A 15,063-nucleotide genomic window follows, 5' to 3' on the forward strand; every position below is an offset into this window, starting at 1 on the left:
TGACTTACGCGACTTCGGCGATCAGTTCGATCTCGACGCATGCGCCGAGCGGAATCTGCGCGACGCCGAACGCCGAACGCGCGTGCTTGCCTGCGTCGCCGAACACTTCGGCGATCAGTTCCGACGCACCGTTCGTCACGATGTGCTGTTCGGTGAAGTCGAGCGCCGAGTTGACGAGGCTCATCAGCTTCACGATGCGCGTGACCTTGTTCAGGTCGCCGGTGTGCGCGTGCAGCGTCGCGAGCAGGTCGATCGCGATCGAGCGCGCAGCCGCCTTGCCGTCTTCCGTCTGCAGGTCGGCGCCGAGCTTGCCTGCCCAGACCTTGCCGTCCTTCTTGGCGATGTGGCCCGACAGGTAGACCGTGTTGCCGCTTTGCGCGCTCATCACGTAGGCGGCAGCCGGTGCGCCGGCGGTCGGGAGCTCGATGCCGAGCGACTTCAGTTTGTCGTAGACGTTAGCCATGTGTTCGATTCCTCGTAGAGAGTCGTGACAGGGAAAAAGGGGATCAGAGACGCTCGCGCAGCAGCTTGCCGAGGCGCGCGACGCCTTCCTCGATCTTTTCCGGCGGCACCGTCACGAACGACAGGCGCAGCGTGTTCTGCTGCGGGTCGTTCGCGAAGAACGGCGCGCCCGGCACGAAGGCGACGTGGTTGTCGACCGCGGCCTCGAGCAGCTTCATGCTGTCGATCTGCGCGGGCAGGTTCACCCAGATGAACATGCCGCCGTCCGGGCGGTTCCACGTGACGCCTTCCGGCATGTGACGCGCGAGCGACGCGAGCATCGCCTCGCATTGCGCGCCGTACAGCTGGCGGATCGTCGGGATGTGCTCGTCGAGGAAGCCGTCCTTGATCACTTCGTGCGCGATGCGCTGCGTGAGCGTCGGCGTGTGCAGGTCGGTGGCCTGCTTGGCCTGCACGAGCTTGAAGTGGAGTTCCTCGGGGGCAATGATGTAGCCGATCCGCAGGCCCGGCGCGAGCACCTTCGAGAACGTGCCGAGGTGCACGACGTGGTCCGGTGCCATCGACAGCATCGTCGGCAGCGGCTCGCCCTGGTAGTTCAGTGCGCCGTACGGGTCGTCTTCCAGCACCGGGAACGGGCTCGACTGCGCGAACGCGGCGAGCGCGCGGCGGCGCTCGACGGGCAGGCGGCGGCCGGTCGGGTTCTGGAAGTTCGGCTGCGCGTACAGCAGGCGCGCGCCTTGCGTCAGGTCGGGCGTGAGGCCCTCGGGCAGCAGGCCCTGCTCATCGGTCGGCACCTGCACGTAGCGCGGCTCGTACAGCGAGAACGACTGCAGCGCGCCGAGGTAGGTCGGGGTTTCGACGAGGATCGGGCTGTCCGGATCGATCAGCGCCTTGCCGAGCAGGTCGAGCGCCTGCTGCGAGCCGGTCGTGATCAGCACCTGCGACACGCGCACGCTGTAGCGCTCGGCGATCCATTCGCGCAGCGGCAGGTAGCCTTCGGTCGCGCTGTACTGGAGTGCGGCGGCGGGCGCATCGCGCAGCACGCGGTCGGCCGCGGCGCGCATGCGTTCGGCCGGGAACGTCGCGGGAGCGGGCAGGCCGCCTGCGAACGAGATGACCTCGGGGCGTTCCGTGACCTTCAGGATCTCGCGGATCGCAGAGCTCGTCAGCTTGCGGGCGCGTTCGGAAAGCTGCCAGTGCGGCGGATGCAGGTCGCTCGGATTCATAGTCTCCTCGTTCGGATATCGTGGTCAGTCAAGAAAGGTCGATCAGGCGGATTGCGTCGGCGCAGCCGGGTGGGCGTGCGGGAGCGCGATCGAGCCGTCGCGGCCGGGTGGGCAAAACCGTTCAGGCAAAACGAACATTATGGCGCACCTCATCAACCGGCGCGAGCGGGACGCGGGGCCGTGGCCACCGCCGAGCGCCGGCCGAGCATCACGGTCGCGATCACGGCGGCCGCGAACAGCCACGTCGACGGCGTCACCGTTTCGCCGAACAGCAGCGCGGAAAAGGCGATCGTGAAGAAGATCTGCAGCAGTTGCACCTGGCCGACGCGCGCGATGCCGCCCATGGCGAGCCCGGCGTACCACGCGAAAAAGCCGATGAATTGCGAAAAAAGGGTCACGTAGCCGAAGGCGAGCCAGGTGCGCAGTGCGAGCGGTGCAGGGTGCGCGACGTGCTGCGTCCACGCGAGCCAGCCGACCGGCAGCACGAGAAACGGCGCGGATACGACGAGTGCCCAGCAGATCACCTGCCAGCCGCCGATCTGGCGCGCGAGGCGCGCGCCTTCCGCATAGCCGAGCGCGCCGATGCCGACCGCGACGAGCATCAGCGCGTCGCCGGCCTGCACCGTGCCGCCGCCGTCGCGCAGCGCGAACGCGATCACGAGCGCGCTGCCCGCCAGTGCGCTGGCCCAGAACGCCTTCGACGGCCGTTCGTGCGACAGCCACGCCGCGTACAGCGCGACGAACAGCGGCTGCAGGCCGTTCACGACCGCGCCGTGCGAGGCCGGCACGGTTTTCATCGCCCACGCGGAGAACACCGGATACGCGATGATCACGCCCGCCGACACGACCGCGAGGCTTTTCAGCTGCGCGCGGGTCGGCAGCCGTTCGCGGCGCCACCACAGCAGCAGGCCGGCCGGCACCGACGCGGCGAGCGCGCGGCCGAGCCCGTTCAGCAGCGGATTGAGTTCGGAGACGACGATACGCGTCATCGGCAGCGTGAGGCTGAAGATCATCACGCCGATGAGGCCGAGCAGCATGCCCCGGGTTTCGCGCGAATTCATGTACTGGGTGTCTCCGTATTGCTGGGTTCGTGTAATCGAAGGGGCGGCAGGGCGTTCAGCGCAGCGTGCGCGCGCCCTGCGGCGTGTCGAATTCGGCGACGAGCGCGGGCGGGCCGTCGCCGGTTTCGAGTTCGATCAGATGGCCGGCGCCGAGCCAGTCGAGCTGCTCGCGAATGGCGTCCGCACGCGGGTGGACGCCCTTGAGCGCCTTCAGCGCGATGCCGTCGTTCGGCAGCGATTCGGCCGGATGGCGTGGGCTGTCCCACTGGATCAGCGACGGCACGAGGCCGTCGCCCACGCCTTGCCACGTGGGGAACGCGCCGTCGTCGGGCACCGTGAGGCCCCAGCTCAGGTCGCCGCGCCGCATGGCGACGACCGGCGCGATGCGCGTGGGGTACTGGCTTTGCCACAACGCGAGCTGGCGCGGGCGGTCGACGCGCGCGACCCAGTGCGCGAGGAACGGGCCCTGCGCGAGCCGTGCGTGCATTGCCGGATCGTCGAGGCCGAACAGCCGCGCGCGCGGCGGCGTGGCGTCCTCACCCGTGGCTGGCGCGTCGGGATCGATCGCGATCACTTCGAGATACAGCCCGCCCCACGCGCCGAACAGCGCGTTATGGGTGCGCATCAGCGGATGGCGGCCGCCGCCGGCCGGTTCGATGCCGAGCGCGTCGGCGACATGGCGCACGCCTTCGTCGAGCGTGCGCGCGGCGATCACGAGATGGTCGAGGGTCAGGGAGCGGGCTGGCATGAACGTCGGTCGGGAAGCGAAAGTGTCATGGTAGGCAGGCGATGCGCCGGGTGGTCGGGCGGCCGGCCGGGGCCCGGGCGGCGATGCAAGCCGGGCGGTGCCGACCCGCGTTTGGCGGGGCCGGAACGGCGGCCGCACGATCGCCATTGCGGTCAACTGTAATCGTCGGCACCGGCACAGTAACGGTACAATCGGCGCGATAGCCTTCGGTACAGTTGGAGCTGCCGCCCATGTCCACCGTCCCACTCGCCCAGATTCCCGCGCCGCACGATACGGCCACGCTCACGCTCGTCGACCAGCTCGTCCAGTGGGCGCGGCGCCGTATCGACGAACGCGTGTTCCGGCCCGGCATGCGGATGCCGTCGATCCGCAAGCTCGCGCTCGACAAGAGCGTGTCGCGTTTCACCGTCGTCGAGGCATACGAGCGGCTCGTCGCGCAGGGCTACCTCGACTCGCGGCGCGGCTCGGGTTTCTACGTGCGCGAGCGCACGGCCACCGGCCCGCAGCCGGCCGACAACGTGGTGCGCGTGGCCGAGGCCGCGCCGGTGCACAACACGATCGACGTGGTCTGGCTGCTGCGCAACATGTTGCATACCGTCAGTCCGGAAAAAGGGCCGGGTCTCGGCTACCTGCCGGGCCGCTGGCTCGACGGCGAGCTGATCACCGGTGCGCTGCGCGCGCTCGGGCGCCAGTCGGGCGCGCAGATGCTCGGTTTCGGCACCGCGCAGGGCTTCCTGCCGCTGCGCCAGCAACTGCAGACGCGCCTCGCGGAAGTCGAGATCGGCGCGAAGCCCGAGCAGCTCGTGATGGTGTCGGGTATCACGCAGGCGATCGACCTGATCTCGCGGATCTACGTGCGGCCCGGCGATGCGGTGATCGTCGGCGATCCCGCGTGGTTCCAGATGTTCGGCCGCTTCGCGTCGCAGGGCGCGCAACTGGTCGGGATGCCCTATACGCCCGACGGCCCCGATCTCGACGCGCTGGAAACGCTCGTGCAGATGTGGCGACCGAAGATGCTCGTGATCAATTCGGTGCTGCAGAACCCGACCGGCACGTCGCTGTCGGCCGCGCAGGCGTTCCGGATCCTGAAACTCGCGGAGGCGTACGACTTCCTCGTCGTCGAGGACGACGTGTACGGCGACCTGTGCCCGCCGAGCTACCCGGCCACGCGGCTCGCGAGCCTCGACCAGTTGAAGCGCGTGATCTACCTGGGCAGCTATTCGAAGACGCTCGCGGCGAATTTGCGGGTCGGCTATGTCGCCTGCGCGCCGGAGATCGCGAAGGCGGTTACCGACCAGAAGATGCTGGTCGGGATGACGACGCCGGAGCTCAACGAGCGCGTGTTGTACAAGATCCTAACCGAAGGGCATTACCGGCGTCACGTCGAGCGGCTGCGCACGCGGCTCGACGGTGTGCGCGACAAGACCGCGCGGATGCTCGAACGCACCGGGCTGCGGCTTTTCACGATGCCGGCGGCCGGGATGTTCCTGTGGGCCGACACGGGCGTCGATTCGGACGCGCTCGCGGCCGCCGCGCACGAGGAAGGGTTCCTGCTGACGCCGGGGAGCCTGTTCTCGCCGCAGCAGTCGACGTCGACGTGGACGCGCTTCAACGTCGCGAACTGCGGCGATCCGGCGCTGCCGGGGTTTCTCGCACGCTACATCGAGTCGGCGACGCGGCGCGCGTCGTGATGGCGGGCGGCACGCCGCCCCTTGAAATCCGGTCGCCCGTCCCCAGATACCCGCCCAAACCGCCTGCGCCAGGCGGTCGTCCTTGACGGGCCCGCCGGCATCGCGCGCCGGGCGCCTGCGCCACACCATTCAAGTTCAAGTAAGAGGAAACAGCATCCATGGCACACGAAACGATGAGCTTTCAGGCAGAGGTCAAGCAACTCCTCCACCTGATGATTCATTCGCTCTACAGCAACAAGGAAATCTTCCTGCGCGAACTGGTGTCGAACGCGTCCGACGCGGCCGACAAGCTGCGTTTCGAAGGGCTCGCGGACAACGCGCTGTACGAGAACGATCCGAACCTGCGCATCCGCATCGGCTTCGACAAGGCCGCCCGCACGATCACGATCGAGGACAACGGCATCGGCATGAGCCGCGACGAGGCGATCGCGAACCTCGGCACGATCGCGCGTTCGGGCACCAAGGAATTCTTCACGAAGCTGTCCGGCGACCAGCAGAAGGATGCGGCGCTGATCGGCCAGTTCGGTGTCGGCTTCTACTCGGGCTTCATCGTTGCGGACAAGATCACCGTCGAGACGCGCCGCGCCGGCCTGCCGGCGAACGAAGCCGTGCGCTGGGAAAGCGCGGGCGAAGGCGATTTCACGATCGACGCGATCGAGCGCGCGCAGCGCGGCACGACGATCACGCTGCACCTGCGCGAAGGCGAGGACGAGCTGCTGTCGTCGCATCGCCTGAAGTCGATCATCCAGAAGTATTCCGATCACATCGCGCTGCCGATCCTGATGCGGAAGGAAGAGTGGGATCAGGAAAAGGGCGAGATGGTCCTGAAGGACGAGGACGAGACCGTCAACCAGGCGAGCGCGCTGTGGACGCGTTCGAAGAGCGACGTCACCGACGAGCAGTACACGCAGTTCTACCAGCACGTCGCGCATGACCACCAGGATCCGCTCACGTGGACGCACAACCGCGTCGAGGGTCGCAGCGAGTATACGCAACTGCTGTTCGTCCCGGCGCACGCGCCGTTCGACATGTGGAACCGCGACTACCGCGGCGGCCTGAAGCTGTACGTGAAGCGCGTGTTCATCATGGACGACGCCGAGCAGCTGCTGCCGCAATACCTGCGCTTCGTGAAGGGCGTCGTGGATTCGGCCGACCTGCCGCTGAACGTGTCGCGTGAAATCCTGCAGGAAAGCCGCGACGTGAAGGCGATCCGCGAAGGCGTGACGAAGCGCGCGCTGTCGATGCTCGAGGAACTCGCGAACGCGGAAGAGGATGCCGGCAAGGAGAAGTACAAGACGTTCTGGAGCGCGTTCGGGCAGGTGCTGAAGGAAGGCCTCGGCGAGGATCACGCGAACCGCGAGCGCATCGCGAAGCTGCTGCGCTTCGCGTCGACGCACGGCGACACCGACGCGCAGGACGTGTCGCTCGCCGACTACGTGTCGCGCATGAAGACCGAGCAGAGCAAGATCTACTACGTGACCGCCGATACATGGCAGGCCGCGAAGAACAGCCCGCATCTGGAAGTGTTCCGCAAGAAGGGTGTCGAGGTGCTGCTGTTGACCGATCGCGTCGACGAATGGATGCTGTCGTTCCTGCATGAATTCGACGGCAAGCCGCTCGCGAGCGTTGCCCGCGGCGATCTCGACCTCGGCGAGCTGAACGACGAGGAAAAGAAGGCGCAGGAGCAGGCGGGCGAGGCGATCAAGCCGGTCGTCGAGAAGATGAAGGAAGCGCTCGGCGACAAGGTCAAGGAAGTGCGCGTCACGTTCCGCCTGACCGATTCGCCGTCGTGCCTCGTCGCGGACGACAACGACATGAGCGGCTACCTGCAGCGGATGCTGAAGGCGGCCGGCCAGAACGCGCCGGCGATGCAGCCGATCCTCGAGATCAACCCCGAGCACGCGCTCGTGAAGCAGCTGAACGCCGACAGCGGCAATTTCGGCGACTGGTGCCATCTGCTGTTCGACCAGGCATTGCTGGCCGAAGGCGGGATGCTCGACGATCCGGCGAGCTTCGTGAAGCGGACCAACGCGCTGCTGCTGTCGCGCACCGCGTGAACGCGCGGATGCGATTCGACGGTGCACGGGCGGGCTGGCGCGAAACGCCCCGGCCCGGCTGCACGCTCGACCAGCGCGACTGGCTGACGCGCGGCGGTTCGCTGACCGCGCATCTCGCGCGGCTCGGCAGCGTGAACGTGCGCGTGACGCGCGAGGCCGTCGACTGTCCGTGGTTCGACGAGCCGGACGCGCTCGACAGTGCGCCGCGCGCGCCGATGTGGGTGCGCGAGGTGATCCTGTCGGTCGACGGCACACCGTACGTCGCCGCGCACAGCATCGCGCCGCTCGCGGCCAGCAAGGGTGTCTGGCAGGCGATGCGGCGGTTGCGCACGCGGCCGCTCGCGGAGCTGCTGTATAGCGATCCGCAGGTCGAGCGCTCCGCGCTCGTCAGCCGGCGCGTGATCGCCGGTCATCCGCTGTATACGCTCGCGAGCCATGCATTGCAGGGTGCGCGGGCGCCCCATGCGTTCGTCGCGCGGCGCTCGGTGTTCCAGCGGCACGGCAAGCCTTTGATGGTCACCGAATGCATGCTGCCGGCGCTGTGGCGTCATCTCGATGCGCACGGCGACGGGCCGGGATCCGTCGGACCGCGCGCAGCAGTGTGATGCTGCAAGGCTTTCCGCCGGTCGTCGGGCCGAATACGCACACGATGATCCTCGGCAGCTTTCCGGGCGAGGCGTCGCTCGATGCCGCGCAGTACTACGCGCATCCGCGCAATCAGTTCTGGCGACTGTTGGGTGCGGTGCTCGGCGAGCCCGGGCTGCACGAGCTTGCTTATGAAGTGCGCCTCGAGCGCGTGCTTTCGCACGGCATCGGCATCTGGGATGTCCTCGATGCGTGCCATCGGCAAGGGAGTCTCGATTCTGCGATCCGCAACGCGAAACCGAACGACTTCGCGTCGTTGCGCGAGCATGCGCCGTTGCTGAAGAAAGTGTGTTTCAACGGGAAGACGGCGGGGCGCTTTGCCGAGGTGATCGGCCAGGCCGGGTACGAGACGCTCGTGCTGCCTTCGTCGAGCCCGGCGAACGCGACGCTTTCTTTCGATCAGAAGCTCGTCTTTTGGCAGGGAATCCGCCGCTGACCGCGATGGCGAATTCTCATTCCAGGATCGGAAGCGCCGCGATCGACTCGGTTGAATCGCGCGTGGGCAGTGCGGCGTAGCCGCACCGTGCCTGTCTTACTTTTGCAACTCGGGCGCCTTTGCCAGCGCGGATTGCAGTTTGGACACCGCATCGGCCGTGGCAAGCTGCCCGGCAAGGCCGAAGTTGCGTTTGAATTCGCTGAACTCCGCGTGGCCGGTACCGGTCACGTCCGCAGTGACCACGGTCTGACCGCTCGGATCCGCGACGGTGCAGGCGAGCGAGACCGAGAAATCCGTGGGCGGCCACGTGAACGGGCTGGGGGACGACGACGTCGTCTTGATCGTCGGCGTGATCACGTAATCGAGATGCTTGGCCTGAATCGTTGCTGCGTCGGGCGCACTCTTGAGTTTGGTCACGTTCTTGAATACGTGGCCGAGACCGATGTAAATCGGCAATTCAAGGTCGTGGTATGGGCGATAGCTGACCTTGTCGCCTCCCCCGCCGGGCGTGATCACTTCCCGCGACAACTGATCATCCGTGATGACCAGACCCACCGTCTTGTCGAGCGGCGATGTCGACAGGGCCGGAATCTTGTTCGCGTCGCCGGTCAGCGAAATTTCGTGCGCGCAGCCGGACAATGCCGCGACCACGGTTGCGACTGCAATCATTCGAATCAATGCCATTGTGCTTGGTCTCTCGTCGTGTGGTTGGTAACGTTATTGAATTGCCTCGAGGAAGGCGGGATCGGCGTATAGCTCGCCGAGCAACTTCTGTACGGCGAGCGGATACTCTTCGCGCGCTTTCGGTACGGCAATCATTGCCGCGAACGCCGAATCCCATTGCGTGCGCGCGGATTTGACCTTGTCGTAGCGCACGGCGCCGGCGCGCATCACGATAAAGCGCGCCGACAGTCTCGCGGCGCCGGTTGCCATACCGACGTCGATGTCGTTTTCCAAGAGCGTCGCCTTGATCTCGACATCGCTTTGCGGCGAGAGCTTGCCGGCCAGCAGCAATTCCTTCGTCATCGCGTCGGCAAGATATGCGCCGAACGAATCACCAACCGGGGATTTCATCAGGTTGGCGCGCAACGGGACCGGATACCGATTGGTGGTATCCGTTTGGGATTCGAACGTGCCGATCTTCGCGTGTGCGGTAGCGACGTTCTTGAGCGCCTGGATATTGTCGACAGCGGGGGAATACGGCGGAGCAACCATCGAACAAGCGGCCAATAGCACAATCGGCGTGATCAGGCCGACTGTACGGACAACGTTGCGCATATTTGAACTACCTCTGATTATTAAAATTGGCTTACGCGGGGGCTGTAAAGCAATGCGGCCCGATGCGCGAACGGCGGATGGGCACGTGAGGTCTTGTCTGGTGGAATTCGATTTTGGCCTCCGTTCGGGAATATCGGCACGGAACCGCGAATCTTGAATGAACGGAAACGACGCACCGGGTCCAAGGCGGGCAGGCAAGCCGAGGCGGTTCCGGTTCGATGTCGAATGGGCCAGATCATCGATCAGTTCTGGCGGTTGCTCGGTGCGGTGCGCGGCGAGCCGCGCGAATGCGATGCTGTCGTTCGAGCAGAAGCTGGTGCAGTGGCGGCCGATTCACGATCGACGCCGATCCGGTTGGCGCGGACGGACGTCGCTCCGGCGCTCAATCGTCCTTGCCCCATCTCCAGCTGGGCTTTTCGCCCTTGATCCAGCAAACGGCAGTCAACAGCGCGACCAACACCACGATGCATGCACCGTATGCAATCGGCGATCGGTGCGGCGGCACCCACCACGCGCACGCGATAATCCCGATCGCGAACAGCAGCAGCACGACCCAGCCCTGCCAGGCTACCGGCAATCCCCAGCCCCATCCGTAGCGCTTTGCCGGAAACCAGATCTTTTTGTCGTTCGAGGTCATGTGTCCTCCTTCGATCGGCGCATGCAGCATGGTGCCACGGGGATTCGAGGTCCGGCGGGCCGACTGTGCGGCACGGCCGCGACTCCCCTCACCAATGCTATCCTCTCGTCCGCTCATCCAGCGTCACCCAGCGAGATTCAATCATGACCCGACTGATCAAGCGCGCGTCCGCCGAGGCGCGCGCGTTCAAGAAACGCAAGCCGTCCGCCTACAACGGCTCCGACAAGCTCCAGCCGCCGCGCGTGAAGCGCCGCCCCGACATCGGCGAACACGACGACGTGCCCGTCCTCGAAGCACCGCGCAAGCCGCGCTTCGCGCCCGTCACGTTCTCGGAAGAGCGCGGCGTGCGCTTCCTGCACTTCGGTACCGAATGGGTGCAGGGCGCAATGCGGATTTCGAAGCCGCTCGCCATCGAACTCGAATACGCGCAGCAGATGATGGCGTGGCTGCTGTTCCTCGAAACGCCCGAGCGGATCGTCCAGCTCGGGCTCGGCACCGGCGCGCTGACCAAGTTCTCGCACCGCTTCCTGCAGCACGCGAAGGTCGAGGCCGTCGAACTGAACCCGGCCGTGATCGTCGCCGCGCGTACGATGTTCGCGCTGCCGCCCGATGACGCACGCCTCGTCGTGCACGAAGCCGACGCGTGGGACTTCGTCAACGATCCGGCCAACCGCGGCACGACGGGCGCACTGCAGATCGACCTGTACGACGCGACCGCGCGCGGCCCGGTGCTCGACAGCGTCGCGTTCTACCGCGCGGTGCGCGGCTGCCTCGCCGACGCGGGCATCGCGACGATCAATCTGTTCGGCGACCATCCGAGCTTCGTGCGCAACATGAAGCACCTGAACGCGGCGTTCGACCATCGCGTGATCGCGCTGCCGGAAGTGCACGACGGCAACCGGATCGCGATCGCGTTCTCGGGCCCCGCGCTCGACGTGCCGTTCGCGCAACTGGAAGCACGCGCGAAGCTGATCGAGGACACGCTGAAGCTGCCCGCGCGCAAGTGGGTGAAAGCCTTGAAAGAAACGACGGGCGCACGCGAATCCTCGTTCGCGATCTGACGCTCATGCGCCGGCCGCATGCCGGTGCAACCGCATGACTGGGGGCGGATCACCTCGGGTTCGCCCCCGCTTGACCGCGCGCTCGCGGCTCCTATACTGGCGCGAAGCTGGGGGAGCCGCAGCCTACCCGTTTTGCCGCTCCTCTCGCCGCCGTACCCGCTCAACAAGATCGATAACCGGGAAAGATGAGGAGACGTCATGGCTCACGATGCCGACGCCAATCGGGCCGCCAAGCGCTGGCTCTGGCTGCTGGTGCTGCCGCTGATCGCGATGGTGTGGGTACCGTCGTACAGCAAGATCGAACCGCAATGGTTCGGTTTTCCGTTTTTCTACTGGTACCAGCTGCTGTGGGTGTTCATTAGCGCGGTGATCACCGCGTTCGTCTATTTCAAGACCAAGAACGCGTGGAAGGCGCGCGGCCCGCACGGAGGTGCACGATGAATCTCGGCGCGACCTTCGTCTTCGTACTCCTGTTCATCGGCGTCACGATCATCGGTTTCCTGGCCGCGAACTGGCGGCGCGGCGATCTCGCCCACCTCGACGAATGGGGCCTCGGCGGCCGCCGCTTCGGCACGATCGTCACGTGGTTCCTGCTCGGAGGCGACCTCTACACGGCCTACACGTTCGTCGCGGTGCCCGCGCTCGTGTTCGGCGCCGGCGCGATGGGCTTCTTCGCGCTGCCGTACACGATCCTGATCTACCCGTTCGCGTTCATCGTGTTCCCGAAGCTGTGGAGCATCGCGAAGCGCCACGGCTACGTGACGGCCGCCGACTTCGTGAACGCACGCTACGGCAGCCGGATGCTCGCGCTCGCGATCGCGGTGACGGGCATCGTCGCGACGATGCCGTACATCGCGCTGCAACTCGTCGGCATCGAAGTCGTGATCGGCGCGCTCGGCTTCGACACGACGGGCTTCGTCGGCGACCTGCCGCTCATCATCGCGTTCGCGATCCTGGCCGCGTACACGTACACGTCGGGGCTGCGCGCGCCCGCGATGATCGCGATCGTGAAGGACATCCTGATCTACATCACGATCGCCGCGGCGGTCATCGTGATCCCGGCGAAGCTCGGCGGCTTCGGGCACATCTTCGCGTCGGTGCCGCCGGCGAAGCTGCTGCTGAAGGCGCCCGACGCGATGAGCCTGAACGGCTACAGTGCTTACGCGACACTCGCGATCGGCTCCGCGCTCGCACTGTTCCTGTATCCGCACTCGGTCACGGCGATCCTGTCGTCGGCGTCGGGTAACTCGATCCGCCGCAACATGGCGATGCTGCCCGCGTACTCGTTCGTGCTCGGCCTGCTCGCGCTGCTCGGCTACATGGCGCTCGCGGCGGGCGTGAAGGACATGCCGCAGTACGCGCCGTACTTCAAGGCGTTCGGCCCGAATTTCGCGGTGCCCGCGCTGTTCCTCGAGTATTTCCCGTCGTGGTTCGTCGGCGTCGCGTTCGCGGCGATCGGCATCGGCGCGCTGGTGCCGGCGGCGATCATGTCGATCGCGGCCGCGAACCTGTACACGCGCAACATCCACCGCGAGTTCGTGAACCGCAACATGACGCACGACCAGGAGACGCACGTCGCGAAGCTCGTGTCGCTGATCGTGAAGGTCGGCGCGGTCGCGTTCATCCTCGGGCTGCCGCTGACCTATGCGATCCAGCTGCAACTGCTCGGCGGGATCTGGATCATCCAGACGCTGCCGGCGATCGTGCTCGGCCTGTACACGCGCGTGCTCGACTATCGCGGCCTGCTGGCCGGCTGGGCGGCCGGCATCGTGTGCGGTACGTGGATGGCGATCTCGCTGAAGCTGGCCAGTTCGATCTTCACGATCCACCTGTTCGGTCTCGCGATTCCCGGCTACGCGGCCGTGTGGTCGCTGGTCGTGAACCTGGTGGTGGCGGTGGTGGTGAGCGTGCTGGTGCGGGTGCTGGGCATGGCGCATGCGGAGGACCGCACGCGGCCGGAGGATTATCTCGACGTCGTCGAGGGTTGATACGGGCGGCGCGGCCGCGTGTCGCGCAGCAACAACGACGCCCGCCACCGCAAAGTGGCGGGCGTTTTCGTTGGCGTCAGCCCTGCGCGCGTTTCGAGAGATCCTCGCGTTGCGACAGGTCCTCGACGTTGACCATCCAGTGCACGCCGAAGCGATCCTTCGCCATCCCGAAGCCGAGCGCCCAGAACGTCTTGCCGAACGGCATCGTCACTTCGCCGCCGTCGGCGAGTGCATTGAACAGCTTCTGGCCTTCCTCGACCGTCGCCGGGTTCAGCGACAGCGAATAGCCGGCATGCGTGCCGCCGCCCGGCTGGCTGCAGTCGCCGTCCGAGCACATGATCATCGAGTCGCCGATCGTGAAGCTCGCATGCATCACCTTGTCGGCCATCTCCGGCGACATCGGGTAATCGGGATTCGGCGGCGCATCCTTGAAGTGCATCTTGAACATCGTCTTCGCGCCGAGCGCCTTTTCGTAGAACTGAAGCGCTTCTTCCGCGCGGCCGTAGAACGTCAGGTACGGTTGGACTTGCATCGTTGTCTCCAGTTGACCGGGTCGGCGTGTCGGTGCCGGCCCGGGTACTTCCAAGATTGACCGGGAAGAGCACGCCGGGATGCGGCCAGCGCACTCGTGACGTGGATTGTAGTGCGCGCGCTTGACGATGGAATGAAAAATAAAAACGGCCGCGAACACGAGGTTCGCGGCCGTTCGTCACGCTTGCTGACGGCTGTTGTCAGGGTTGCTGACAGTTCAACTGACAGCCGTCACGTCACGTCACGTGCACGTGGTTCAGCGCAGCGCGTCGATCAGCTTCTCGAGCTTCACCGCATCGGCGGCGAACACGCGGATGCCTTCGGCCAGCTTTTCCGTCGCCATCGCTTCGTCGTTCAGCTGGAAGCGGAACGATGCCTCGTCGATCGCGACGCGCTCGGTCGGCTTGTCGTACAGCGCGTCCGGCGACAGCTTGCGCGCCACCGTGTCGGTGCTGTCCTGCAGCTTCTGCAGCAAATCGGGGCTGATCGTCAGCAGGTCGCAGCCCGCGAGTTCGGTGATCTGGCTCGTCGTGCGGAAGCTCGCGCCCATCACTTCGGTCGTGTAGCCGAACGTCTTGTAGTACGTGTAGATGCGGCGCACCGACTGCACGCCCGGATCGTTCGCGCCGCCGTCCCGCTCTTCATTCCACTCCGCGCCGGCCTGCTTCTTGTACCAGTCGTAGATGCGGCCGACGAACGGCGAGATCAGTTGCGCACCGGCTTCCGCGCACGCGGCCGCCTGCACGAGCGAGAAAAGCAGGGTCATGTTGCACTTGATCCCTTCCTTCTGCAGTACCTCGGCGGCGCGAATGCCTTCCCACGTCGACGCGAGCTTGATCAGGATGCGCTCGCGGCCGATGCCGGCCTCTTCGTACAGCTTGATGAGTTCGCGACCCTTGTCGATCGAGCGCTGCGTGTCGAACGACAGGCGTGCGTCGACCTCGGTCGACACGCGGCCCGGGATCAGCTTCAGGATCTCCGTGCCGAATGCGATCAGCAGGCGGTCGATGATGAAATCGGAGGGTTCGTTGCGGTGATCGCGGACGGTTTTCTCGAGGATCGGCTTGTACGCGTCCTTCTGGACGGCCTTCAGGATCAGCGACGGGTTCGTGGTCGCATCCTGCGGCTTGTATTGCGCGAGCTGCTGGAAATCGCCCGTGTCGGCGACGACGGTCGTGTACTGCTTCAGCTGGTCGAGTGCGGTAGTCATGACGATTCGGAAGAAGGGCGCGGGGCGCCGGG

16 protein-coding genes are annotated in these 15,063 nt (G+C 66.0%); 7 read left to right on the plus strand and 9 right to left on the minus strand.

Features of this window, described 5'->3' with window-relative positions; genetic code table 11:
- Nucleotides 1-4: 4 nt before the first annotated feature.
- The 4 genes from DIE23_RS12750 to DIE23_RS12765 all read right to left on the minus strand — a co-directional run bounded on the left by DIE23_RS12750 (nt 5) and on the right by DIE23_RS12765 (nt 3,497).
- The gene (locus tag DIE23_RS12750) at nt 5-472 is read right to left on the minus strand and encodes a RidA family protein (protein WP_409364232.1); all 468 of its coding nucleotides are present in this window, start codon (nt 470-472) and stop codon (nt 5-7) included.
- A 34-nt stretch (nt 473-506) separates the two neighbouring features.
- A complete protein-coding gene (locus tag DIE23_RS12755) occupies nt 507-1,688 on the minus strand; it encodes a PLP-dependent aminotransferase family protein (protein WP_124612449.1) in 1,182 nt (393 codons plus the stop codon).
- A gap of 152 nt (nt 1,689-1,840) precedes the next feature.
- Nucleotides 1,841-2,749: a DMT family transporter gene (locus tag DIE23_RS12760; protein WP_006752871.1), complete on the minus strand. Its 909-nt coding sequence runs from the start codon at nt 2,747-2,749 to the stop codon at nt 1,841-1,843.
- A gap of 55 nt (nt 2,750-2,804) precedes the next feature.
- Entirely contained in the window at nt 2,805-3,497 is a 693-nt protein-coding gene (locus DIE23_RS12765) for a VOC family protein (RefSeq protein ID WP_124612450.1), read from the minus strand.
- 230 nt (nt 3,498-3,727) lie between these two features.
- Between DIE23_RS12765 and DIE23_RS12770 the strand changes: the two genes are divergently transcribed.
- The 4 genes from DIE23_RS12770 (at nt 3,728) to DIE23_RS12785 (ending at nt 8,326) form a co-directional block, all read left to right on the plus strand.
- The gene (locus DIE23_RS12770; protein WP_124612451.1) at nt 3,728-5,188 is read left to right on the plus strand and encodes a PLP-dependent aminotransferase family protein; all 1,461 of its coding nucleotides are present in this window, start codon (nt 3,728-3,730) and stop codon (nt 5,186-5,188) included.
- Between the two features lie 158 nt (nt 5,189-5,346).
- Entirely contained in the window at nt 5,347-7,245 is a 1,899-nt protein-coding gene (htpG, locus tag DIE23_RS12775; protein ID WP_124612452.1) for a molecular chaperone HtpG, read from the plus strand.
- 8 nt (nt 7,246-7,253) lie between these two features.
- Nucleotides 7,254-7,850 carry a chorismate lyase gene (locus DIE23_RS12780; protein ID WP_124612453.1) on the plus strand — a complete coding sequence of 199 codons (597 nt, stop codon included), beginning with the start codon at nt 7,254-7,256 and terminating at the stop codon, nt 7,848-7,850.
- Entirely contained in the window at nt 7,850-8,326 is a 477-nt protein-coding gene (locus tag DIE23_RS12785; protein ID WP_124612454.1) for a DNA-deoxyinosine glycosylase, read from the plus strand. The genes DIE23_RS12780 and DIE23_RS12785 overlap by 1 nt, the downstream gene beginning before the upstream one ends.
- 96 nt (nt 8,327-8,422) lie before the next feature.
- On the opposite strand, the gene DIE23_RS12790 is transcribed toward DIE23_RS12785, so the two are convergent.
- From DIE23_RS12790 to DIE23_RS12800, 3 genes are all read right to left on the minus strand, one after another.
- The gene (locus DIE23_RS12790) at nt 8,423-9,010 is read right to left on the minus strand and encodes a hypothetical protein (RefSeq protein ID WP_124612455.1); all 588 of its coding nucleotides are present in this window, start codon (nt 9,008-9,010) and stop codon (nt 8,423-8,425) included.
- Nucleotides 9,011-9,043: 33 nt separating this feature from the next.
- Nucleotides 9,044-9,604: a hypothetical protein gene (locus DIE23_RS12795; protein ID WP_124612456.1), complete on the minus strand. Its 561-nt coding sequence runs from the start codon at nt 9,602-9,604 to the stop codon at nt 9,044-9,046.
- Nucleotides 9,605-9,986: 382 nt separating this feature from the next.
- Entirely contained in the window at nt 9,987-10,241 is a 255-nt protein-coding gene (locus DIE23_RS12800) for a hypothetical protein (RefSeq protein ID WP_124612457.1), read from the minus strand.
- A 143-nt stretch (nt 10,242-10,384) separates the two neighbouring features.
- On the opposite strand from DIE23_RS12800, the gene DIE23_RS12805 reads away from it, so the two are divergent.
- The 3 genes from DIE23_RS12805 (at nt 10,385) to mctP (ending at nt 13,290) form a co-directional block, all read left to right on the plus strand.
- Nucleotides 10,385-11,302: a spermidine synthase gene (locus DIE23_RS12805; protein ID WP_124612458.1), complete on the plus strand. Its 918-nt coding sequence runs from the start codon at nt 10,385-10,387 to the stop codon at nt 11,300-11,302.
- A 198-nt stretch (nt 11,303-11,500) separates the two neighbouring features.
- Nucleotides 11,501-11,743, plus strand: coding sequence for a DUF3311 domain-containing protein (locus tag DIE23_RS12810; protein WP_124612459.1), 243 nt, complete (start codon nt 11,501-11,503; stop codon nt 11,741-11,743).
- Nucleotides 11,740-13,290 carry a monocarboxylate uptake permease MctP gene (gene mctP, locus DIE23_RS12815; RefSeq protein ID WP_124612460.1) on the plus strand — a complete coding sequence of 517 codons (1,551 nt, stop codon included), beginning with the start codon at nt 11,740-11,742 and terminating at the stop codon, nt 13,288-13,290. The genes DIE23_RS12810 and mctP overlap by 4 nt, the downstream gene beginning before the upstream one ends.
- A gap of 76 nt (nt 13,291-13,366) precedes the next feature.
- Here the strand turns inward: mctP and DIE23_RS12820 are convergent, their stop codons facing one another.
- Both DIE23_RS12820 and tal read right to left on the minus strand, forming a co-directional pair.
- Complete coding sequence (locus DIE23_RS12820; protein ID WP_124612461.1) at nt 13,367-13,822, minus strand: VOC family protein; 456 nt, start codon at nt 13,820-13,822, stop codon at nt 13,367-13,369.
- A 255-nt stretch (nt 13,823-14,077) separates the two neighbouring features.
- The gene (gene tal / locus DIE23_RS12825; RefSeq protein WP_124612462.1) at nt 14,078-15,031 is read right to left on the minus strand and encodes a transaldolase; all 954 of its coding nucleotides are present in this window, start codon (nt 15,029-15,031) and stop codon (nt 14,078-14,080) included.
- Between the last annotated feature and the right edge of the window lie 32 nt (nt 15,032-15,063).

This window comes from Burkholderia sp. Bp9143 (genome assembly GCF_003853645.1).
Classification (GTDB): Bacteria; Pseudomonadota; Gammaproteobacteria; order Burkholderiales; family Burkholderiaceae; genus Burkholderia.

What these genes read in the sequence shown, in the direction of transcription:
- DIE23_RS12755 (WP_124612449.1), bottom strand. Translation starts at nt 1,688, where the DNA reads ATGAATCCGAGCGACCTGCATCCGCCGCACTGGCAGCTTTCCGAACGC.
- DIE23_RS12760 (WP_006752871.1), bottom strand. Translation starts at nt 2,749, where the DNA reads ATGAATTCGCGCGAAACCCGGGGCATGCTGCTCGGCCTCATCGGCGTG.
- DIE23_RS12765 (WP_124612450.1), bottom strand. Translation starts at nt 3,497, where the DNA reads ATGCCAGCCCGCTCCCTGACCCTCGACCATCTCGTGATCGCCGCGCGC.
- DIE23_RS12770 (WP_124612451.1), top strand. Translation starts at nt 3,728, where the DNA reads ATGTCCACCGTCCCACTCGCCCAGATTCCCGCGCCGCACGATACGGCC.
- htpG (WP_124612452.1), top strand. Translation starts at nt 5,347, where the DNA reads ATGGCACACGAAACGATGAGCTTTCAGGCAGAGGTCAAGCAACTCCTC.
- DIE23_RS12780 (WP_124612453.1), top strand. Translation starts at nt 7,254, where the DNA reads ATGCGATTCGACGGTGCACGGGCGGGCTGGCGCGAAACGCCCCGGCCC.
- DIE23_RS12785 (WP_124612454.1), top strand. Translation starts at nt 7,850, where the DNA reads ATGCTGCAAGGCTTTCCGCCGGTCGTCGGGCCGAATACGCACACGATG.
- DIE23_RS12790 (WP_124612455.1), bottom strand. Translation starts at nt 9,010, where the DNA reads ATGGCATTGATTCGAATGATTGCAGTCGCAACCGTGGTCGCGGCATTG.
- DIE23_RS12795 (WP_124612456.1), bottom strand. Translation starts at nt 9,604, where the DNA reads ATGCGCAACGTTGTCCGTACAGTCGGCCTGATCACGCCGATTGTGCTA.
- DIE23_RS12800 (WP_124612457.1), bottom strand. Translation starts at nt 10,241, where the DNA reads ATGACCTCGAACGACAAAAAGATCTGGTTTCCGGCAAAGCGCTACGGA.
- DIE23_RS12805 (WP_124612458.1), top strand. Translation starts at nt 10,385, where the DNA reads ATGACCCGACTGATCAAGCGCGCGTCCGCCGAGGCGCGCGCGTTCAAG.
- DIE23_RS12810 (WP_124612459.1), top strand. Translation starts at nt 11,501, where the DNA reads ATGGCTCACGATGCCGACGCCAATCGGGCCGCCAAGCGCTGGCTCTGG.
- mctP (WP_124612460.1), top strand. Translation starts at nt 11,740, where the DNA reads ATGAATCTCGGCGCGACCTTCGTCTTCGTACTCCTGTTCATCGGCGTC.
- DIE23_RS12820 (WP_124612461.1), bottom strand. Translation starts at nt 13,822, where the DNA reads ATGCAAGTCCAACCGTACCTGACGTTCTACGGCCGCGCGGAAGAAGCG.
- tal (WP_124612462.1), bottom strand. Translation starts at nt 15,031, where the DNA reads ATGACTACCGCACTCGACCAGCTGAAGCAGTACACGACCGTCGTCGCC.